The following is a 19,589-nucleotide window of genomic DNA, read 5'->3' on the forward strand; positions in this document are numbered from 1 at the left end:
GTTACCGGGCGATCTGTTCCGGTGTCATCGCAGCGGATGGCCCCTGCTCGATCATCTTTCGCACTCGGTTACAGATCGGCGTTGGCACCCCGACCTGGGCACCCAGCCGGATGATTTCACCTTGCAGGCTGTCGATCTCGGTCGGCCTGCCCGCCATCAGATCATAGGCCATGGAGGTGCGGGCGCTGGGGTCGATGGTCAGCATCCGCGCCGCAATCCGGGTAAAGATCGGCGTCGGCAGGCGCAGGATAAATGGGGTCATCCCCGCCGGCAGCGGTGTGGTCGAGGCAACCGGCTGACCGGCTGATTTCAGCACTCTCAACGCCTCGGCCATCTGGTCAGCCATCAGGCGACGCCATGAGCGGTCCAGCAACTGGTCTTTCAGGGTCAGTCCGGACAACGCGTTCAGTGCGTTGTTTAGATTGATGACCAGCTTGCCCCATTGCACAGCTTCAATTTCATCGCTTTCGATGACGGGTAGATCGCCGCTGCTGAGCGCTGAGCCCAGATCGCCGGGCCCGCCCTGTACCACAATCTCACCGGAAGTGGCGCGGTGAAAGCTGGCCGGTTCCGTCGGCACCACGTTAAAGGGCACCATTCCGGCCCTAACATCATGATCCGGCAGTGCCGCGCGCAAGGAACGGGCGTTTTCCATCCCGTTCTGCCAGGACAGTACCAGGGCGGATGCCGGCGTATATTTTGCGATCTCGATCGCCATTTGCGCCGTCGCCCCTGTCTTGATTGTCACGATCACCATTTCGGCTTCGCGCAGACAGGCCGCATCCTCGGTCAGCGTCAGATCAGAGGCGGCGACATGGCGGCTCAGACCCGAGAAATCCGTGGCCGTCAGTCCACGTTCACGGATCGGGTCCAGAATGCGAGCACGGCCCAGCAAGGTCACTTCGTGCCCCGCGCTGGCCAGCAAAGCCCCGCAGTAACACCCGATGCTGCCTGCCCCGGCAATCACGATTTTCATGGCGTTCCTCCCTTGGTGGCAGGATTGCCGGGATCAGAAGGGCCGACAAGGCCCCCTGACGTTTGGTCAGCGCGCCAGCCTGGGCCGCATGCGTTCCAGATCCTCAGAGATGGGGATAAACTCCTGATCGTCGCCGGGTGGCAGGTGAAAGGCCCCATTGGCCCAGTCCGCCGTCTTCCATTCGCGCGTCGCGTTTTCGATCTTGTCCTTTGATGAGGAAACGAAGTTCCACCAGATATAGCGGTCTTCGTTCAGCGTCGCGCCGCCCAGCAACATCAGCCGCGCACCCCGAGCCCCGGCCCTGACCGAGAGGTGATCGCCCGGGCGGAACACCATCATGCGCCCCTCTTCGAACCGATCGCCCGAGACTTCGACCGATCCCTGCGTGACATATACACCCCGATCCTCATGATCGTCAGGCAGCGGGAACGATGCGCCCGGGTCCAGCTGCACATCCAGATAGAAGGTTTCCGACAACATCTTCACCGGGCTGGCCACCCCATAAGCGTTACCTAGGATAAGCCGGGCACTGACGCCGGTGTCCTCGATATGAGGCAGCGCACCCTGCTTGTGATGTTCAAAATCCGGGGCCATGTCCTCATGCGCTTCGGGCAGTGCGATCCAGGTCTGAATGCCGAACAGGCTGTGTTTCTTCCCCCGCGTTTCCTTGCTGGTGCGCTCGGAATGGGTCACGCCGCGCCCGGCCACCATCCAGTTGACCTCGCCGGGGTAAATCATCTGATGGGTCCCAAGGCTGTCGCGGTGTTCGAATTCACCTTGATACAGATAAGTTACGGTCCCCAACCCGATATGAGGGTGCGGGCGAACGTCTATGCCGCCATCGGTGATGAATTCGGCGGGGCCCATCTGATCAAAAAAAATAAACGGGCCAACCAGCTGACGTTTGACCGAAGGCAGCGCCCGGCGCACTTCGAACCCACCCAGATCCCGAGCACGGGGGATGATCAAGGCCTCAAGGGCGGGGTTTTCAGACTGGCATTCTGGGTTGTGGGACGGGTTCCAGCTCATTCCTGCTCTCCGATGATCCAAAGACAAGGTTCATTGATGCAGGATATAGGTCTGTTTTTACCAAAACCATTCGCAAATCCGCACAGTCACAGTGCAGATCGCCTGTTATGTCATGCCGTGACCATCGTCATCCGGCGCTACCGCGCGGCCATAATTGTGGGAAAAACGGACCGTCCAGGCGGTCGCCCTCCCGATAGCCGGCAGCTTCGAACTGGGCGCGTTCCCCTTTGGCCCAGTCGCCGCGATAGCGGATGATCCCGTCGGGACCTGTCATCCTGAGCGTGAACCGGCGAACCGTTTCCGTCGGGGTCATGGAAGACAGCCCCCCATGCAACGTGCGCATGTCGAAAAAGATGCAATCCCCAAGGTCCATGTCCCATTGCAGCAGGTCATAGGACTGCGGGTCGGCATTTACGTCGGGCGGCGGGTGATAGGTGCGGCCGGCGACCTCGGTCGGTTCATAGCTGGGATGCCCGTCGGCGAAGCGCACCCGCATGAACAGCTTGTCCCACAGATGCGACCCCTTCACAAAGGCAATGCCGTTATCCCTGCTCACCGGTTCAAGCGGCAGCCACAACACACACATCGTGCCTTCGAAGTCGAAATAGGACAGGTCCTGATGGAAGGGCGGGCGCGACGTCGACCCGGCCTCGCGCAGAAACCAGTTATCCATGACCAGATTAATCTTTGGTGCACCAAGCAGGCCGGCGGCCAGCGGGGCGCAGGGTGAATTGAGGACAAAATCGCGAAATTGCGGGATTTTGTTCCAGGCCCAGTAGTCTTCGAAATAGGCCGGGGCGCGCGGATCTTTGGTGTGGCGGGTGAAATTCCCGGTTGGATTGGCAAGATCCGCGTCGATACCTGCGCGCAGCAACTCAATCCATTGGGTGGCAAATTTCGCCCGCAGGACGATCGCACCGTCCCGCCGGAATGCGGCAATGTCTTCGGCGGTAACAAGGTCATTGGCGGTCATAGGATGGGTTTTCCACGCGATTGTTTTCGTTCGGGAGGATTGCACCCGGCCCATTTCGCGTCAAAGGAAATCACAATTTGGCGGGATAGCCCGCCTGCGACCTCGGCAACGGGATCAATCGTGCTATTATCTGTGCCATTACGGCAGCAGAACGCCAACCAAGCGCGGTTTCGGGGAGGTTTTCATGGCCAACGCTTTTCTTACGCGTCGCAGACTTGTCCTTGTTGGCGGTGCGGCCCTTGTTTCGGCAACATCTGGCCTGACGGTTCCGGCGCGGGCCAAGGGGCTGGCACCCACCCCGTCGATGCGCGGCGGGGCCAACAACTATCGCCCCGGCGCGCCCATCGTGAAACGGATTGGCGGCGGCGGGTTCTGGATGACCGGCACAGTGCGGCGCGCGGGCGATGGCGCCCCCTTGCCCGGACAGCGTATCCAGATCTGGGCGCATACGACCGAAGGGCACGAGCGCGAGCCGCAAAGCCACGGCGCAACGCTGACCGATGCGAACGGGGAATTCCGGCTGGAAATGCCGCAGATCGTGCCTGCATTTGGTCAGCCGCACGGACATCTGGCGTATGACAGCGGTGAATTCGAAACCGTATTCCTGCGGCCGATCATGCCGAGTTCCAGGGATAAGACGCTGGCCGCGCATTTCGTGTTGCAGCCCATCTGACTTTCCGTGAGCAGATCGTTTGTAATCTGGGCGGCGCTGATCGCAGTTATTGCCGCGCCGCTGTTGGCGGCGGCGACCAGCCCTTTGCTGGCCTGGCGTCAGCCGGTCTATATCCTGGCCGGGTTCGCCGGGGTGATCAGCATGGCGCTGCTGCTGATGCAGCCGCTTTTGGCTGCAAAGGACTTGCCCGGGCTGGCCCCAATGACCAGCCGCCGCCTGCATCGGTGGATTGGCTTAAGCCTGGTGATTGCCATTCTGATCCATGTTGGCGGGCTGTGGATCACCAGCCCTCCTGACGTTGTTGACGCCTTGCTTTTCGTGTCTCCCACCCCGTTTTCGGCATGGGGGGCGATCGCGATGTGGGTGGCGTTTGCCGTGGCTTTACTGGGTTTGTTTCGCAAGCGCCTGACCCTGCGGTTTCGGGTCTGGCGGCTGTATCATACGGGGCTGGCTTCGGTGACCATTCTCGGCAGCGTCGTTCACGCCATGCTGATTGAAGGCACGATGGAGGTCATCACAAAAACCGCGCTTTGCATGCTGGTGTTGTTGGCGAGCGCGCGAACGCTCGCCAAATTACGTGTGTGGGATATCAGGCGTCGCGCGGATTAAACACCAAGGCACCAGCGCATCACCGCTTTTTGCGCGTGCAGCCGGTTTTCGGCCTCGTCAAAAATGACCGAGTTCGGACCGTCCATAACCTCGGATGTCGCCTCTTCCTCGCGATGCGCAGGCAGACAGTGCATGAACAACGCGTCGGGCTTGGCGTGCGACATCAGGTCGGTGTTTACCTGATACGGGCGCAGCAGGTTGTGGCGACGTTCCTTGGCCGATTGGGAATCATGCATCGACACCCAGGTATCGGCCACAACCAGATCAGCGCCCTTAACCGCCTTGTACGGATCCCGTTCGACAACGATTTGCGAGCCCTTGCGACGGGCGAATCCCATGAACTCTTCCTCGGGGTCGAACTGCGCAGGGCCGGTGAAGGTCAGGTCGAACCCGAACTGCCCCGCCGCGTGCAGGAAAGAGGCGCAGACATTGTTGCCATCGCCGGTCCAGACCACCTTTTTGCCGGCAATGGGACCGCGATGTTCCTCGAAGGTCAGCACGTCGGCCATGATCTGGCAGGGATGGGTACGGTCGGTCAGTCCGTTGATCACCGGCACGTCCGAGTATTCCGCCATTTCGGTCAGGATCGTTTCATCGAAGGTCCGGATCATGATCATGTCGACATAGCGCGACAACACGCGCGCAGTATCGGCAATGGTTTCGCCGTGGCCCAGCTGCATGTCCTTGCCCGAAAGCACCATGGTCTGGCCGCCCATCTGGCGCACCCCGACATCGAATGAGACGCGCGTCCTTGTGGACGGCTTTTCAAAGATCAGGGCAACCATGCGCCCCTTGAGAGGCTGTTCATCATCCAGCGCTGCCTTGGGGCGGCCAAGGCGGGCCTGTTTCATCGCACCGGCCTTGTCGATCATGGCCCGCAGGTCGGCGGCATCGGTCTTGTGGATATCAAGGAAGTGGTTCATATCATGTCGCTTTTGGCTGTCGGTCGCCGGGGGATCGGCCCCCGGTGACTTTGGAAATATTCAGTCGTCAGGCGGTGGCGTGTTGCGTTTCGACCTGCGTTGCGGCTTTTTCCAGACGGATCATCGCCTGCGCGATGTCATCCTCGGTCAGCGTAAGAGGCGGCAACAGGCGGATGACGTTATCGGCAGCGGGAACGGTGATGACCTCATTGTCATAGCCCGCATTCACGACATCCAGATTAGCCGGCTTGCATTTCAGACCCAGCATCAGGCCGGCCCCGCGCACCTCTTCAAAGACCTCAGGGTGATCGGCGATCAATCCTTCGAGCTTTTGGCGCAGAAGCCCTGCCTTGCGGTTGACGCCTTCTAAAAAGGCAGGCGTGGCCACCTGATCAATCACAGCGCAGCCCACGGCACAGCCCAGCGGGTTGCCGCCATAGGTTGAACCATGTGTGCCCGCGGTCATGCCATTTGCCGCGTCTTCGGTGGCCAGGACAGCACCCAGCGGGAAGCCGCCGCCGATACCCTTGGCCACCATCATGATGTCGGGGGTAATCCCCGCCCATTCATGGGCGAACAGCTTGCCGGTACGGCCGACGCCGCACTGCACCTCGTCCAGGATCAGCAGCAGGCCGTTGTCGTCGCAGATCTGACGCAGAGCCTTGAGCTCGGCATCGGGCACCGGACGGATACCGCCTTCACCCTGAATGGGCTCGATCAGGATCGCGGCGGTCTTGTCGGTGATGGCATCAGTGACACCGTCGAGATCGCCGAAGGCGACATGCACGAAACCGGGCAACAGCGGGCCAAAACCCTTGGTCATTTTCTCGGACCCGGCGGCGGCGATTCCCGCCGAAGACCGCCCGTGGAACGATCCGTCAAACGTGATAATCTCGACCCGTTCCGGCTGCTCCTTGTCGTAGAAGTGCTTGCGGGCCATTTTCACGGCCAGCTCGCAGGCTTCGGTACCGGAATTGGTGAAAAACACCGTGTCGGCAAAAGTATGCTCCACAAGCTTGTCGGCCAGCGATTGTTGCTGCGGAATGTTATAGAGGTTCGAGACATGCCACAGCGCATGAGCCTGTTCGGTGAGCGCGGCCACCAGCGCCGGGTGCGCATGGCCCAGCGCATTGACGGCGATCCCGGCACCCAGATCCAGAAAACGTCGGCCATCTGCCTCGGTCAGCCAGGCACCTTCGCCCTTCACGAAGGTCAGAGGCGCGCGGTTATAGGTCGGCAGGACGGACGGGATCATGGGATCATCCTTTTCAGATAGGTTAAGCCCCGTGAGTGATACACGAAGGCCGGGTTCGTCAACTGATTTGGTTGGGATTGCGCGGAATTGGACAGCGCAAAAGGATCAAACGGGCCGGTTACGCAAAAATGCGTCGGCGTCGGAGGCGCAGGATATGTGCAGGTCTGATCATGCGCGCCGTATAGCGGGGCGCGGGCTTTCTGGAAACCCCGAAAATCGCAGACTTCGGTAAATTCTCCTCTGACACCCGGTATTTGGCGCTTGCTATTTTTCCGGCGCTGACGCACCCGTGAGCCATGACTCCGGTACGCCAGAACCCTGCCCTCGCCGCTATGCTGATTGTCGCGGCCAGTGCCTTTATCGCCAGCACAACATTGCTGGCCAAGGCGCTGGGGACGGACACGCTGGGGCCTGCACTGCATCCGATGCAGATCAGCCACGGGCGGTTTTTGTTTGCGTTTCTGGTGATCGTCAGCGCGGTTGGCATCCTGCGCCCGACCCTTCGGCGACCCCATTGGGGGTTGCATATCGGGCGGACAAGCTTTGGCTGGGTGGGGATCACGCTGATGTTCGCTTCGGTCGCTTTTATCCCGATTGCGGACGCCACGGCGATTTCATTCCTGAACCCGGTCTTCGCGATGGTTCTGGCGATCCCGCTGCTGAAAGAGGGTGTCGGCCCGTGGCGATGGCTGGCCGCGGCAGTGGCCTTGTCCGGCGCATTGATCCTGCTGCGTCCGACACCGGCCAGTTTCCAGCCTGCCGCCCTGCTGGCATTGGCCGCGGCGGCTGTGATCGGGATGGAACTGATTTTCATCAAGAAACTCTCTGGCCGGGAAATCCCGATCCAGATCCTTCTGGTCAACAATGCAATGGGTCTGACGATTGCCTCGGTCGCTGTCAGCTTCGTGTTCCAGATGCCAACCCCCGCGCAATGGGCGGCGCTGGCCGGGATCGGCGTACTGATGGCATGTGCGCAGGCCTGTTTCGTCAACGGCATGGCACGGGCGGATGCATCCTTTGTGGCTCCGATCAGTTACGCAACACTGATCTTTGCTGCGTTTTATGACTTTCTGATATTCGACGTGATCCCGGACTGGGTCAGCCAGGTCGGCTCGGCCATCATCCTGACGGGCGGGTTGATCCTGGTCTGGCGCGAGGCGCGACAACGTCACGCCTTGAGCCGATAGCCCGTCCGCAGCATCTGCCAGGTCAGCGCGCCAACCAGCAGCGTCGCAAAGGTGCACACTGCCATCCCCAGAATGGGCGAGCTGTCGGACACGCCGATCATGCCATAGCGCAACCCGTCGATCAGATAGAACACCGGGTTCACATGGCTGACGCAGTTCAGGACGGGCGGCAGGGCCTCGACCGAGTAAAATGTACCCGACAGAAACGCCAATGGCGTAACGATGAAATTGGTGATCGCCGCCATCTGGTCGAACTTGTTGGCAAAAATTCCGGCAAACAGCCCCAGCGCGCCCATGAACGCGCCGCCAAGTATGACAAAAACGGCAGCGACCAGCGGATTTTGCGGCACTATTCCCAGCACCACCGCCAGCGCGGTGGCAACCACGCAGGCGATCAGCACTCCGCGCGCGATGCCACCGGCCAGATAACCCAAGAGAATTTCAAGCGGTGACAGCGGCGGCATCAGCGTATCGACGATATTGCCCTGAACTTTGGCGATCACCATCGAGGACGAGGTATTCGCAAAGGCGTTCTGGATCACCGTCATCATCATAATGCCCGGCGCAAGAAAGGTCAGAAACGGCACACCCATGACATCGGGCCTGCCAGGCCCGATGGCGATGGTGAAGATCAGCAGGAACAACCCTGCCGTCACCAGCGGCGCCAGAAGGGTCTGGGTCCACACCGCCAGAAAGCGCAGGGTCTCGCGCTGCGCCAGCGTATAAAGGCCCATCCAGTTGACCGCTCCAAAGCGGCGCGCGTTCTGATCTGCGGGAATCTGCATGTTTTGCCCTCAACCTGATTCGAAGACAGCTTGTAACTCGGGCTGCAGTGATTAAAATAGGGGGCTGAGACGATTTCCCAAGGCGGCCCGAATCCGAGGCCGCTTTCCGCTTTTGAAAGGCAAATGATGTCCTGGACTGACGAGCGTGTAGAACTGCTGAAAAAGATGTGGGGCGAGGGCCAGTCGGCCAGCCAGATTGCAAAGGAACTGGGCGGTGTGACCCGCAACGCCGTGATCGGCAAGGTACACCGGCTGGGCCTGTCCAACCGCGCCACCGGCGCTGCCCCGGCCAAGGCGGAACCCAAGGAAAAACCGGCGCCCGCGCCCAAGGCCGAGGCCAAGCCGAAACCGGCCCCCAAGACCGAACCGGCCCGCCCGGCCCCCGCACCCGCGGCCGAAGCCAAGCCCGCGATGCCCGCGCGGCGTCAGATCATCCCCGCCGGTCAGCCGCTGCCGCCGCAACCCTCGGCCAACGAAATCAGCCCCGAGGCGCTGGCCAAGGTCAACGAGGTCGAGAAAAAGGCCAAGAAGCTGACGCTGATGGAGCTGACTGAGAAAACCTGCAAATGGCCTGTGGGCGACCCGGCGACCGAGGATTTCTGGTTCTGCGGCCTGCCCGTTGAGGCGGGTAAGCCCTATTGCGAGGCGCATGTGGGCGTGGCGTTCCAGCCGATGAGCTCGCGTCGGGATCGGCGTCGCTGATCGCTGATGCGCCAGGATCCGACAGCTTTGGAGGATGCCTGGCTGGCCAGGGCGAAACGGCTGTTGGCGCTGTCCGAAACCGGCCAGCATTTCACCAAAGATCCTTTCGACCGTGAACGGTACGAGGAAATCGCCGGCATGGCCCGCGCCATGCTGGCCGATCTGGGTCGTGTGCCCCTGTCGCGGATCGAAGGGCTGGTCTCTGAACATGCGGGTGGCTACGCCTCGCCCGGTATCGATATTCGCGGCGCGGTAATCCGAGACGGGCGTATCCTGCTGGTGCGCGAACGCAGCGACGGCCGCTGGGCCATGCCGGGCGGATTTGCGGATATCGGCAGCTCCCCTGCCGAAAACATCGAACGCGAGGTGTGGGAAGAGGCCGGATTGCGCGTCCGTGCACGGCAGCTTTATGCCCTGCGCCACAAGGCGCGGCACCCCTACCCGCCGGATGCCCGCGATTTCTACAAGATGTTCTTTCTGTGCGACGAGGAAAACGCGGGCATCCCGACCGCCGGGGCTGAAACCAGCGAGGCCAAGTTCTTTGCCCCCGATGCGTTGCCTGAGCTCTCACAGGTGCGGGTATTGGCCTCGGACATAGCGGCGGCGTTTCACGCAACGACCGCGGATCAGGCACAAACCGTATTTGACTGAGCTACTGTGCCGGATGTGACGGCAAATCCGGCATTGGCACCCAGCGCGGCAGATCGTCCGGCGACACCGAAACATGCAGTTTCTCCGAACGATCCTTGCCCACTTTCCGATGCTTTCGCAGCAGGAATATCTTGCCCCAGCCGCGCCAAGTACCGACAGACGGCGCCTGAGGGCTGATCGGGAACCTGTCTCGCCAGCCTTCGGGCAGGGGCAGGCCGTGCAGTTCGGCCTTGTCCAGCATCCAGATCAGAGAGATGTTGCTCAGCGGTCGCGCCTCTTCAAACCCGTTCAGTTGCCCGCCGACATCGCCATGCGTGCCCCGGAACCAGACCTGTTCGACATGACCCTTGAAATCGGGCGTACATTTCCACAGGACCGGCTCGTAAACCTCGCGCGTTTCGTCCAGCGCCATGGCGTGATACCCGTGGCGCGTAGCAGGCCCAAGCTGATGGTTGTGGAAGGCGTGGCGTTCTTCGGCCCAGCGCCACAGCAGGGGCAGGCGCAGACCCAGCGCCTTAACGGTATCCCAGACACCGACCATTTCGATCGCCACATCCTCATGGCAGAACTGACTGCGGAAAGCCGCTGCCGCTGCACCATTGGCATTGCATTCATAATGCCTGTAGGCCTGTTTGATATTGCGCTCGGTGGCATGTTCCGACTTGAGCAGACCGATCATGTCGATCACGCCCGCAAGGCTGCGCACACCGTAAGCCCCACGTGAATATCCGATGAAATAGATCCGGTCGCCGGGTTTGTAACGCGACGCCAGATACCCGTAGGCGCGGCGGATCTGGCGGTTGATCCCCCTGCCCATCATCACGTCCAGCGAGGATTTCCAGCTATCCCATTGCACGCCGGACTCGTAAAAGACCGAAACCTTGCTGCCCATTTCGCAGCACAGGCGCAGGGTCCGGCCGGCATGGGTTTCATATCCCGGCTCCAGCGTCGACATGGTGCCGTCCAGAATGATCACATGGCTGATCGGTTCGCGATGGCGCGTCTCGGCGGAATGCTCGGAGCGTAGGGGCCGTCCAAGCCATCCCAGTACCTTTTTACTCAGCCGCGACAGAACCATGCGTCAGCAATTCCCATACTTTATGCGGTGTGAAAGGCATATCCGCCTGCCGCACCCCGTGATCCCAAAGCGCGTCCTGAACCGCGTTTGCCACTGCGGCCAGTGCTCCGACGGTGCCGGCCTCGCCGCATCCTTTCATCCCCATCGGGTTGGAAGTTGACGGAACCGGCGCCGAGGTAAACTTAATCATGGGTATCTCAGCCGCGCGGGGCAAGGCGTAATCCATCAACGAAGCCGTGAGCAGTTGCCCCTGCGCATCATGTACAACATGCTCTGACAACGCCTGTCCGATGCCCTGCACGACGCCGCCATGCACCTGACCTTCGGCCAGCATCGGATTGATAAGGTTGCCGAAATCATCGACTACTGTGTAACGATCGACCCAGGTTTCGCCAGTGAAAGAATCGATAACGATTTCGGCAACATGCGCGCCATTGGGATAGCTGCGCGCATCCAGATTGGCGCGCGCCTCGTGCTGCAACAGGTCGATACGACCATCGGCGCGGGCCGTCTCGGCGGCCTCGGTCAGCGTTGGTGTCAGGTTCGAGCCGGGCGCGCGAAAGGTCTCGTGATCAAAACTCACATCGTTTTCCTCCGCGCCCATCTTATCGGCCAGATAGGGCGTGAATGCGGCGATCATCACGTCGATTGTGGCCAATGTCGCCGTGCTTTGAACTGTGACCGAACGGGACCCACCGGTCCCGCCCCCATGTGTCAGCCGGTCGCTGTCGCCCTGCACTATGTTGATCAGATCCACCGGAATGCCGGTCTGGTCGGACAGGAACTGCGCATAGACCGTCTCGTGCCCCTGCCCGTTCGACTGGGTTCCGACACACAGGTTCACGGTGCCATCTTCGCAGAATTCCACTTTTGCGTTCTCTGACGGGTCGCCCAAAATGCTTTCGATATAATAACATAGCCCCTGACCGCGGATCAGCCCGCGCTCCGCATCAGCAGCCTTGCGGGCGGCAAACCCTTGCGTCTGTTCCGCGGCGCGGTTCAGAACCATGTCGAAATCGCCCACATCATAGGTCTCACCCGTGGCGCTTTTGTACGGGAAATTCTCGGGACGGATGAAGTTCCTGCGCCGCAGTTCCCAGGGGTCAATGCCCAGTTCGCGCGCGGCACGGTCGATGACGCGCTCAAGGACATAGATCGCTTCGGGCCGACCCGCACCGCGATAAGCATCGACCTGAGTGGTATTGGTAAAGAACCCCTCGACCCGCAAATGGGTGGTCTGCACGTCATAGACGCCCATCAGCACCTTGCTGAAAAGGTCGGTCTGGATCGCCTGCCCGAAATGGCTGTTGTAAGCCCCCAGATTGACCTTGCTGTGCACCCTGTAGGCCGTGATCCTGTAATCGGCGTCAAAGGCCAGTTCGGCCTGCGAGGTCAGGTCGCGGCCGTGATGATCCGACAGCATTGCTTCGGACCGGTCGGACATCCAATGGACCGGCTGGCCCAGTTTCATCGCAGCGACGGCAACGCAGAAATATTCCGGGTAGGGCATCACCTTCATGCCGAACCCGCCGCCCACATCCGGGGTTGTGACGCGGATGGCCTTTGCATCCAGGTTCAGTTTCTGTGCCAATTGTCCCCGCATCGCCCAGACGCCCTGCCCGCCATAGGCAAAGTGCAGTCGCCCGTCGGCCCAGGTCGCCTGACAGCCGCGCGGTTCGATCGAGGTGATGATCACCCGATTGTCCGCTACATTCAGTGAAACCGTATGCGCAGCGGCCTGAAACGCCGCCTCGGTCGCCGCTTCGTCGCCCAGACCCCAGTCAAAGGCGCGGTTGTCCGGGGCCTCGGGGTGCAGGGTTTCACCGCCCGCATCGACATCCAGCTTGGCGGGCAGATCGTCGGTCTCCATCCAGATCAACTCGACCGCGTCGCGGGCCTGCGCCGGGCTGTCCGCTATCACCGCGGCCACCGGCTCACCCACGAACCGCACCCGGTCCTTAGCCAGCATATGGCGATCCGGCGCCGCGGCTTTCGAGCCGTCGCGGTTGGTCACCGTGGCTGCGTTCATCACCGTGTCGATCCCGGCCTCTGTCAGATCATCCAGCGACAGGACCAGACGCACCCCTTCGGCCGCCCGCGCGGCGTCCAGATCCAGCGCGGTGATCCGCCCATGGGCCACCGGGCTGCGGAAGAAAGCAGCAAACAAGGCATTCCCGGGCACGTTATCGTCCATGTACTGACCCTGCCCGGTCAGAAAACGCTGATCCTCGGTTCGCCTGACCGACTGGCTTTTTCCGAACTTTTCCATGGGACGCCCCTGTCATTGCCTCAGGGGCGACATTAGGCTGCGGCGGTTCATTGTCCAGAGCGTCCGCAGACCCTTCCCCTTTGGCTATCCATTCGCTATTGCAAGCGCTGACCCGAGATTGATGACGCAGGACGCACCCCATGGCGATGGAAAAGACATTCAACGCGGCCGAGGCCGAGGCCCGCATCTACAAGGCCTGGGAACAGGCCGGAGCCTTCAAGGCAGGCGCGAACAAATCGCGCGACGAGAGCTTTACCATCATGATCCCGCCGCCCAACGTGACGGGCGCGCTGCATGTGGGTCACGCGTTCAACAACACCTTGCAGGATATTCTGACCCGCTGGCACCGGATGCGCGGCTTCGACACGCTGTGGCAGCCCGGTCAGGACCACGCAGGCATCGCCACGCAGATGCAGGTGGAAAAGATGCTGACCGCCACCCAGCAGCCGGGGCGGCGCGAATTGGGGCGCGAGGCGTTTCTGGACAAGGTCTGGGAATGGAAGGGGGAATATGGCGGCACCATTATCGAGCAGCTAAAGCGACTGGGCTCCTCCTGCGACTGGTCGCGCAACGCCTTTACCATGGCCGGTGCGCCGCGCGATCCGCGCACGGGGCACGAAAACTCGCCCAACTTCCATGATGCGGTCATCAAGGTCTTCGTCGACATGTACGAAAAGGGCCTGATCTATCGCGGCAAGCGGCTGGTGAACTGGGACCCGCATTTCGAAACGGCGATTTCGGACCTTGAGGTCGAAAACATCGAAGTCGCGGGCCACATGTGGCACTTCAAATATCCGCTCGCAGGCGGCGCGACCTACACTTACGTCGAAAAGGACGAGGACGGAAACGTCATCCTCGAAGAAGAGCGTGACTATATCTCGATCGCTACAACCCGGCCCGAGACCATGCTGGGCGACGGCGCGGTGGCCGTTCACCCATCGGATGAACGTTACGCGCCAATCGTCGGGAAACTCTGTGAGATTCCGGTTGGCCCGAAGGAGCATCGCCGCCAGATCCCGATCATCACCAATGAATACCCCGATCCCGATTTCGGCTCGGGCGCGGTGAAGATCACCGGTGCGCATGACTTCAACGACTACCAGGTTGCCAAGCGCGGCGGCATTCCTCTGTATCGCCTGATGGACACACGCGGTCACATGCGAACCGATGGCGCACCCTATGCGAACGAAGCGTACAAAGCCGGGCAATACGCCCGCGGCCAGTCCTTCACCGAAGGTGAGATCGACGCGATCAACCTTGTCCCCGATCACCTGCGCGGGCTGGACCGGTTCGAGGCGCGCGCAAAAGTGATCGAGGAAATTACCTCGGAAGGTCTGGCCGTTATGACCCGCGCGGATGACCCGCGCTTGGGCTCGACCGCGCTGAAGCCCGAGCATGAAGGCGCGGATAAGGCGGTGCCGCTGGTCGAATCCAAACCGATCATGCAGCCCTTCGGCGACCGCTCGAAGGTGGTTATCGAACCAATGCTGACCGATCAGTGGTTCGTCGATGCCGAAAAGGTTGTTGGCCCCGCGCTGGACGCGGTCAGGGACGGCACGGTCAAGATCATCCCCGAGTCGGGCGAGAAGACCTATTACCACTGGCTGGAGAACATCGAGCCCTGGTGCATCTCGCGCCAGTTGTGGTGGGGACACCAGATTCCGGTTTGGTACGGGCTCGATCTGTCCGCTGATGATTTCCTCGGCGGAAAAAACGATGGCGAACTTGATCTGGTCCAACTGGGTCGTTTGCTGAACGAAGGCGGAATGCTTCATCGCGGCAACGTCATGGAATGCGCGCCCAACTTCGAGGCCGTAGTCGAGAAGTTCCTGGACGACAATGCCAACATTCCAAGCCCGCTGAGCCACGCAACCGTCATAGAAGTGGCCGACAAGCAGGAAGCAATTCATCAATTCGCCGAAAGCCTTGCGCAATTCGCGGTCGAGCAGGACCCGACCAAGCTGGTCTATCCAGTCTGGCGCGACCCCGACGTGCTCGACACCTGGTTCTCCTCCGGCCTCTGGCCCATCGGTACGCTGGGCTGGCCCGAGCAGACCGAGGAGCTGGAGCGCTATTTCCCGACCGATGTGCTGATCACCGGCTTCGACATCCTGTTCTTCTGGGTCGCCCGGATGATGATGATGCAGCTGGCCGTGGTCGATCAGATCCCGTTCCACACCGTCTACCTGCACCAGCTCGTCCGCGACGAGAAGGGCAAGAAGATGTCCAAGACCACCGGCAACGTCATCGACCCGCTGGAGATCGTAGACGAATTCGGCGCTGACGCGCTGCGCTTTACCAACGCCTCGATGGCGGCAATTGGCGGTGTGCTGAAACTGTCCCGCGAGCGTATTACCGGCTACCGCAACTTCGGCACCAAGCTGTGGAACGCCGTCCGCTTTGCCGAGATGAACGAGGTCTTTACCGACAGCGTGCCGCAACTGGATGTCGCCGACCTGAATCCCAAAGCGGCAGTAAACCGCTGGATCATCGGCGAAACCGCCCGCGTGCGGGAAGAGGTCGATGCGGCGCTGGAAAACTATCGGTTCAACGATGCAGCAAACGGGCTTTATGCCTTTGTCTGGGGCAAGGTCTGCGACTGGTACGTAGAACTCTCCAAACCGCTGCTGCAGGGCGATGACGCCGAGGCACAGGCCGAGACTCGCGCCACCATGCGCTGGGTTCTGGATCAGTGCATGGTCCTGCTGCACCCGATCATGCCTTTCATCACCGAGGAGCTCTGGGGCCTGACCGGCAACCGCGCCAAGATGGTTGTCCATGCCGACTGGCCGTCCTATGCCGCCGCCGACCTGATAGACGCCGATGCGGATCGTGAGATAAACTGGGTGATCTCGGTCATCGAAAACACCCGTTCGGCCCGTGCGCAGATGCGGGTTCCGGCCGGCCTTTACGTGCCGATGCTGGTGACCGGGATTGATACGATTGGGCAGGCTGCCTGGGACCGGAACGAGGCGCTGATCAAACGTCTGGCGCGGATCGACAGCCTGACCAAAGTGGATGCCTTCCCCAAAGGCACGATTTCGATTGCCGCCCCTGGTGCGTCTTTCGGCCTGCCGCTGGCGGATATCATCGATATCGGCGCGGAAAAGGAACGGCTGGAGAAAGCCAAGGGCAAGCTGGCCAAGGAGCTGGGCGGTCTGCGTGGACGCCTGAACAACCCCAAATTCGTGGCTTCGGCCCCGGAAGAGGTGGTCGCCGAAGCCAAGGCCAACCTCGCCGCCCGCGAAGAGGAAGAGGCCAAGCTGAACGAGGCGTTGGCCCGACTGTCTGAAATCGTCTGATCGGCAGCTCTTTCGACGCAATACCCGGAACCCCGCCGCTGGTCCGGCGTGGTTTTCTTTTTGAAGTTAAACGGCTTGTACCCCTGCCCCGACCCTTGTTAGCAAGTGCGGGTCACAACCCCGAGGACCAGATGGCGCGCGCATTCCCCCCAATCCAGACCACATCGACCGGGATGGTCGTGGCGATCGTCGGGTTCTTCAGTTCATTCCCAATCGTCCTTCAGGGCCTGTCAGCCATGGGGGCATCGGCGCAGCAATCGGCCTCGGCGCTGATGACAGCGGCCATTGCCATGGGGCTGACGGCCATTGGCCTCAGCCTGTGGTACCGGCAGCCAATCTCGGTTGCGTGGTCGACGCCGGGCGTGGCTTTGCTGGCCGTCTCGGCAACGCCAGCGGCAGGGTTTTCCGATGCAGTCGGCGCATTTTTGTGTGCGGGGGCACTGACCGTGCTGGCCGGGTTATGGCGGCCATTGGGTCGCTTGGCCGCTTCCATCCCAACCACAATCGCGCAGGCAATGCTGGGCGGCGTGTTGCTGCCGCTGTGCATTGTACCTTTTCAGGCCGCGGTCGACATGCCGTGGCAAGCCTTGCCGGTGATCCTGACATGGTTCATTGCCGGGCGGCTCAACCGCCTGTTTGCGGTTCCGGCTGCGGTTGTTGCGGCGGCGATTGTGGTTGTGCTGAACGCGGGCGATGTTTCAGTCGTGCCAGACAAGTTGGTGGCGGCTCCGGTCTGGATCACGCCCACATTCTCGGCCGCGTCGGTCATTGGCATCGGCATCCCGCTGTTCATCGTGACCATGGCAACACAGAACATTCCCGGAATTGCCGTGATGCGCAGCTTTGGTTACGCGCCGGACGCCGGCAAGCTGTTTTCCTCGGTCGGTGGGGCCAGCATCCTGTCGGCTCCGTTCGGGGCCCCTGCCACCTGCCTTGCCGCCATCACAGCCGCAATGTGCGCGAATGAGGACAGCCACCCCGACCCGGCCCTTCGCTATTGGTCGGCGATCATGGGCGGGGTGTTCTATTGCCTGTTCGGCGTCTTTGCCGTGGCCATCACCGGCTTCGCCGTGCACGCGGACCCGCTGTTGATGGGGACACTGACAGGCATCGCGCTGATCGGCGTGATGGCAAACGCCACCTTCGCCGCGCTGGAGGTTCCGGCCGAACGAGAGGCCGCTATCCTGACTTTCGCCATCACGGCTTCCGGCATCTCGGTCTTTGGGCTGGGAGCTGCGGTCTGGGGGTTGCTGGCCGGCGGCATTGTGTATCTGGTGACAAATCGAAACCGCTAGCGGTTCTCAAACTGTATCAAACCGAGGTATACTCACATCATGTTTGGGTCGTTTGGAAAACTGATTGAGCGCCAGATCAAAAAGGCGCAGGCCGAGGGCCAGTTGCAGGGATTGGAAGGTGAAGGCCAGCCGCTGCCGGACCGCTCGGGCGAGGCGCAGAGCGACCCGGCCATTGCGGCCGGGCACCGGATCATGGCGCAGGCCGGCGTCCTGCCCGAGGAATTCGACATTAAAAAACAACTGGATGCCGCCCGCAAGGACTATGCCTCACTGACGGGCCCGGAAGCGCGCAAGGCCGCCATGGCCCGGATTGCCGATCTTGAGATGCGGTACAATATGGCCCGCGACGCGCGGCGGGCCTTTATGCGATAGCTATTTGAACTCGGGCTTGCGGCCCTGCATCTGCGCGGCGATGACTTCCATCTGATCAGGTTTGCCGATCAACTCCACCTGCTCGGCGGATTCTTCAAGCAGCACGTCGGCGCGTGATTTGGTTTCGGCGACTTCGATCAGACGTTTGGCGGCCCGGATAGCCGAGGGGCTGCGACCTGCGATGTCTTCGGCCAGCGCCAGCGCCTCGCTCAGCGGGTCGTCGGACAGACGGGTGACGAGACCCCAGTCAGACGCCTGTTGCGCACTGATGGGACGCGCAGTGTAGGTCAGCAAACGCAGAACATCCGAGCGGACCAGCCTGGGTAACAGAACCATTCCCCCCATATCGGGGATGATGCCCCACTTCATCTCCATCACGGCCAGTTTGGCTTCGGGATGCGCGATCCGGATATCCGCACCAAGCGCGATCTGCAGGCCACCACCATAAGCGACGCCCTGAATCGCGCAGATCACCGGCACAGACACCCGCCGCCAGACCAGCGCCAGTTCCTGCATTTCGTTGGCGTCCTCGTGGCTGCGGCTCATCAGCCATTCGCTGGGGTCCATGTGCGCCATCTTGGCAAAGCTGGCCATGTCCAGCCCGGCGCAGAAGCTCTTGCCCTCGCCCGACAAAACCACGGCACGGGCGTCCGAGGCGGCGACCTCCTGTCCTGCAGAAAGGATGGCTTTGACCATCGCGTCATCCAGCGCGTTCATCTTGTCGCCACGTGTCAGCGTGACGTGGGCAATATGATCTTTGTATTCGACGGAAACGCGTGACATGCGGACCTCCCAAATTCCTGTTGCCCAACCATGCCCCGAATGGCCCGGCCATTCCACCGCGACGTGAGGGCAGACCAACACCACGGAGTGCGGGGCCAGGGTTCTTTGCTTTGGAAGTGGGTGCAGACGCAAGAGCAGATCACCGGCGCGCTCTGGCCATCGAGGTTCGGTGGTCAGTTGTTGATCCAATACGTCACCCTGATATCTGCTAATATGGTTGTGGATTGAAGGCGGCTTAGATGACTTTGAGAGGGTTGTGGTGTGAAAAGTAGATTAAGCGGTGGATGCGCCTGCGGCGCCGTGCGCTATGCCAGTGACGCTGAAATTGAGTTTTCATTCAACTGCCATTGCAGAAAATGCCAGCACGCAACCGGATCAGGGCATGCGTCAGCGTTTGCGTTGCCATCTGAGGCTGTGAAGATTGAAGGGGATATCAAGGAATACAAAGGGAAAGCCGACACCGGCTTTGCGACTTTCAGCGGGTTTTGTCCGCATTGTGGGTCGCCCATGACCAGCCGAACCGAACGCTTTCCCGAACGGCTCTATTTCTACGCCGCAACGCTTGACGATGCGTCGGTGTTCCGGGCTGGGTTCACGGTGTTTCAGGAAGAGGCGCAACCCTGGGATCCGCCGCTTAAACAGACTGACCCCGCGACAAAATAGGTTGCAAGCAGGGGTGGTGGTGGCAGAGCGAGGCTTGCCCAATTCCACGGCATGCGCTTATCTG

General features: G+C 61.2%; 18 protein-coding genes. 9 read left to right on the top strand and 9 right to left on the bottom strand.

The window, feature by feature from the left end; translation table 11 throughout:
* Nucleotide 1 precedes the first annotated feature (1 nt).
* The 3 genes from ACR0D8_RS10005 to ACR0D8_RS10015 all read right to left on the bottom strand — a co-directional run bounded on the left by ACR0D8_RS10005 (nt 2) and on the right by ACR0D8_RS10015 (nt 2,978).
* Nucleotides 2-976 carry a 2-dehydropantoate 2-reductase gene (locus tag ACR0D8_RS10005; RefSeq protein ID WP_480645992.1) on the bottom strand — a complete coding sequence of 325 codons (975 nt, stop codon included), beginning with the start codon at nt 974-976 and terminating at the stop codon, nt 2-4.
* 66 nt (nt 977-1,042) lie between these two features.
* Nucleotides 1,043-2,005: a pirin family protein gene (locus ACR0D8_RS10010; RefSeq protein ID WP_480645994.1), complete on the bottom strand. Its 963-nt coding sequence runs from the start codon at nt 2,003-2,005 to the stop codon at nt 1,043-1,045.
* A gap of 127 nt (nt 2,006-2,132) precedes the next feature.
* Nucleotides 2,133-2,978: a phytanoyl-CoA dioxygenase family protein gene (locus ACR0D8_RS10015; protein ID WP_480645996.1), complete on the bottom strand. Its 846-nt coding sequence runs from the start codon at nt 2,976-2,978 to the stop codon at nt 2,133-2,135.
* Between the two features lie 184 nt (nt 2,979-3,162).
* Here ACR0D8_RS10015 and ACR0D8_RS10020 point away from each other — a divergent pair, with 184 nt between their 5' ends.
* Together ACR0D8_RS10020 and ACR0D8_RS10025 are read left to right on the top strand one after the other, a co-directional pair.
* Nucleotides 3,163-3,651, top strand: a complete 489-nt coding sequence (locus ACR0D8_RS10020) for a twin-arginine translocation pathway signal (protein ID WP_475162418.1) — start codon at nt 3,163-3,165, stop codon at nt 3,649-3,651.
* Between the two features lie 6 nt (nt 3,652-3,657).
* Nucleotides 3,658-4,260: a ferric reductase-like transmembrane domain-containing protein gene (locus tag ACR0D8_RS10025; RefSeq protein ID WP_480645998.1), complete on the top strand. Its 603-nt coding sequence runs from the start codon at nt 3,658-3,660 to the stop codon at nt 4,258-4,260.
* On the opposite strand, the gene argF is transcribed toward ACR0D8_RS10025, so the two are convergent.
* Together argF and ACR0D8_RS10035 are read right to left on the bottom strand one after the other, a co-directional pair.
* Complete coding sequence (gene argF / locus ACR0D8_RS10030) at nt 4,257-5,183, bottom strand: ornithine carbamoyltransferase (protein WP_480645999.1); 927 nt, start codon at nt 5,181-5,183, stop codon at nt 4,257-4,259. The genes ACR0D8_RS10025 and argF overlap by 4 nt on opposite strands.
* Nucleotides 5,184-5,250: 67 nt before the next feature.
* Nucleotides 5,251-6,438, bottom strand: coding sequence for an acetylornithine transaminase (locus ACR0D8_RS10035; protein WP_480646001.1), 1,188 nt, complete (start codon nt 6,436-6,438; stop codon nt 5,251-5,253).
* 296 nt (nt 6,439-6,734) lie between these two features.
* On the opposite strand from ACR0D8_RS10035, the gene ACR0D8_RS10040 reads away from it, so the two are divergent.
* Nucleotides 6,735-7,625: a DMT family transporter gene (locus ACR0D8_RS10040; protein ID WP_480646003.1), complete on the top strand. Its 891-nt coding sequence runs from the start codon at nt 6,735-6,737 to the stop codon at nt 7,623-7,625.
* Here the strand turns inward: ACR0D8_RS10040 and ACR0D8_RS10045 are convergent.
* Nucleotides 7,607-8,410, bottom strand: a complete 804-nt coding sequence (locus ACR0D8_RS10045; protein WP_480646005.1) for an ABC transporter permease — start codon at nt 8,408-8,410, stop codon at nt 7,607-7,609. The two genes, ACR0D8_RS10040 and ACR0D8_RS10045, sit on opposite strands and share 19 nt — an antisense overlap.
* Nucleotides 8,411-8,536: 126 nt before the next feature.
* Between ACR0D8_RS10045 and ACR0D8_RS10050 the strand changes: the two genes are divergently transcribed.
* Nucleotides 8,537-9,112 (top strand): GcrA family cell cycle regulator, encoded by a 576-nt coding sequence (locus tag ACR0D8_RS10050; protein WP_475163478.1) that lies wholly within the window; start codon nt 8,537-8,539, stop codon nt 9,110-9,112.
* Between the two features lie 6 nt (nt 9,113-9,118).
* On the top strand, nt 9,119-9,763 hold the full coding sequence (locus ACR0D8_RS10055; RefSeq protein ID WP_480646007.1) for an NUDIX hydrolase: 645 nt from the start codon (nt 9,119-9,121) through the stop codon (nt 9,761-9,763).
* A gap of 1 nt (nt 9,764) precedes the next feature.
* Here ACR0D8_RS10055 and ACR0D8_RS10060 read toward each other — a convergent pair whose 3' ends face one another.
* Entirely contained in the window at nt 9,765-10,841 is a 1,077-nt protein-coding gene (locus ACR0D8_RS10060; protein WP_475162436.1) for a DUF2235 domain-containing protein, read from the bottom strand.
* On the bottom strand, nt 10,819-13,110 hold the full coding sequence (locus ACR0D8_RS10065) for a xanthine dehydrogenase family protein molybdopterin-binding subunit (protein WP_480646009.1): 2,292 nt from the start codon (nt 13,108-13,110) through the stop codon (nt 10,819-10,821). The genes ACR0D8_RS10060 and ACR0D8_RS10065 overlap by 23 nt, the downstream gene beginning before the upstream one ends.
* A 140-nt stretch (nt 13,111-13,250) precedes the next feature.
* Between ACR0D8_RS10065 and ACR0D8_RS10070 the strand changes: the two genes are divergently transcribed.
* The 3 genes from ACR0D8_RS10070 to ACR0D8_RS10080 all read left to right on the top strand — a co-directional run bounded on the left by ACR0D8_RS10070 (nt 13,251) and on the right by ACR0D8_RS10080 (nt 18,079).
* Nucleotides 13,251-16,412: a valine--tRNA ligase gene (locus tag ACR0D8_RS10070; protein ID WP_480646011.1), complete on the top strand. Its 3,162-nt coding sequence runs from the start codon at nt 13,251-13,253 to the stop codon at nt 16,410-16,412.
* A gap of 131 nt (nt 16,413-16,543) precedes the next feature.
* Nucleotides 16,544-17,707, top strand: a complete 1,164-nt coding sequence (locus ACR0D8_RS10075; RefSeq protein ID WP_480646013.1) for a benzoate/H(+) symporter BenE family transporter — start codon at nt 16,544-16,546, stop codon at nt 17,705-17,707.
* Between the two features lie 39 nt (nt 17,708-17,746).
* On the top strand, nt 17,747-18,079 hold the full coding sequence (locus ACR0D8_RS10080; protein WP_480646014.1) for a DnaJ family domain-containing protein: 333 nt from the start codon (nt 17,747-17,749) through the stop codon (nt 18,077-18,079).
* Here the strand turns inward: ACR0D8_RS10080 and ACR0D8_RS10085 are convergent, their stop codons facing one another.
* Nucleotides 18,080-18,862: a crotonase/enoyl-CoA hydratase family protein gene (locus tag ACR0D8_RS10085; protein WP_480646016.1), complete on the bottom strand. Its 783-nt coding sequence runs from the start codon at nt 18,860-18,862 to the stop codon at nt 18,080-18,082. It lies immediately after the preceding gene.
* A gap of 261 nt (nt 18,863-19,123) precedes the next feature.
* Here ACR0D8_RS10085 and ACR0D8_RS10090 point away from each other — a divergent pair, with 261 nt between their 5' ends.
* On the top strand, nt 19,124-19,525 hold the full coding sequence (locus ACR0D8_RS10090) for a GFA family protein (RefSeq protein ID WP_480646018.1): 402 nt from the start codon (nt 19,124-19,126) through the stop codon (nt 19,523-19,525).
* Nucleotides 19,526-19,589: the final 64 nt, after the last annotated feature.

This window comes from Ruegeria sp. BG10, assembly GCF_056538575.1.

Excerpts from the sequence above, each read along its gene's own strand:
- ACR0D8_RS10005 (WP_480645992.1), bottom strand. The coding sequence starts at position 976 with ATGAAAATCGTGATTGCCGGGGCAGGCAGCATCGGGTGTTACTGCGGG.
- ACR0D8_RS10010 (WP_480645994.1), bottom strand. The coding sequence starts at position 2,005 with ATGAGCTGGAACCCGTCCCACAACCCAGAATGCCAGTCTGAAAACCCC.
- ACR0D8_RS10015 (WP_480645996.1), bottom strand. The coding sequence starts at position 2,978 with ATGACCGCCAATGACCTTGTTACCGCCGAAGACATTGCCGCATTCCGG.
- ACR0D8_RS10020 (WP_475162418.1), top strand. The coding sequence starts at position 3,163 with ATGGCCAACGCTTTTCTTACGCGTCGCAGACTTGTCCTTGTTGGCGGT.
- argF (WP_480645999.1), bottom strand. The coding sequence starts at position 5,183 with ATGAACCACTTCCTTGATATCCACAAGACCGATGCCGCCGACCTGCGG.
- ACR0D8_RS10035 (WP_480646001.1), bottom strand. The coding sequence starts at position 6,438 with ATGATCCCGTCCGTCCTGCCGACCTATAACCGCGCGCCTCTGACCTTC.
- ACR0D8_RS10040 (WP_480646003.1), top strand. The coding sequence starts at position 6,735 with ATGACTCCGGTACGCCAGAACCCTGCCCTCGCCGCTATGCTGATTGTC.
- ACR0D8_RS10045 (WP_480646005.1), bottom strand. The coding sequence starts at position 8,410 with ATGCAGATTCCCGCAGATCAGAACGCGCGCCGCTTTGGAGCGGTCAAC.
- ACR0D8_RS10050 (WP_475163478.1), top strand. The coding sequence starts at position 8,537 with ATGTCCTGGACTGACGAGCGTGTAGAACTGCTGAAAAAGATGTGGGGC.
- ACR0D8_RS10055 (WP_480646007.1), top strand. The coding sequence starts at position 9,119 with ATGCGCCAGGATCCGACAGCTTTGGAGGATGCCTGGCTGGCCAGGGCG.
- ACR0D8_RS10060 (WP_475162436.1), bottom strand. The coding sequence starts at position 10,841 with ATGGTTCTGTCGCGGCTGAGTAAAAAGGTACTGGGATGGCTTGGACGG.
- ACR0D8_RS10065 (WP_480646009.1), bottom strand. The coding sequence starts at position 13,110 with ATGGAAAAGTTCGGAAAAAGCCAGTCGGTCAGGCGAACCGAGGATCAG.
- ACR0D8_RS10070 (WP_480646011.1), top strand. The coding sequence starts at position 13,251 with ATGGCGATGGAAAAGACATTCAACGCGGCCGAGGCCGAGGCCCGCATC.
- ACR0D8_RS10075 (WP_480646013.1), top strand. The coding sequence starts at position 16,544 with ATGGCGCGCGCATTCCCCCCAATCCAGACCACATCGACCGGGATGGTC.
- ACR0D8_RS10080 (WP_480646014.1), top strand. The coding sequence starts at position 17,747 with ATGTTTGGGTCGTTTGGAAAACTGATTGAGCGCCAGATCAAAAAGGCG.
- ACR0D8_RS10085 (WP_480646016.1), bottom strand. The coding sequence starts at position 18,862 with ATGTCACGCGTTTCCGTCGAATACAAAGATCATATTGCCCACGTCACG.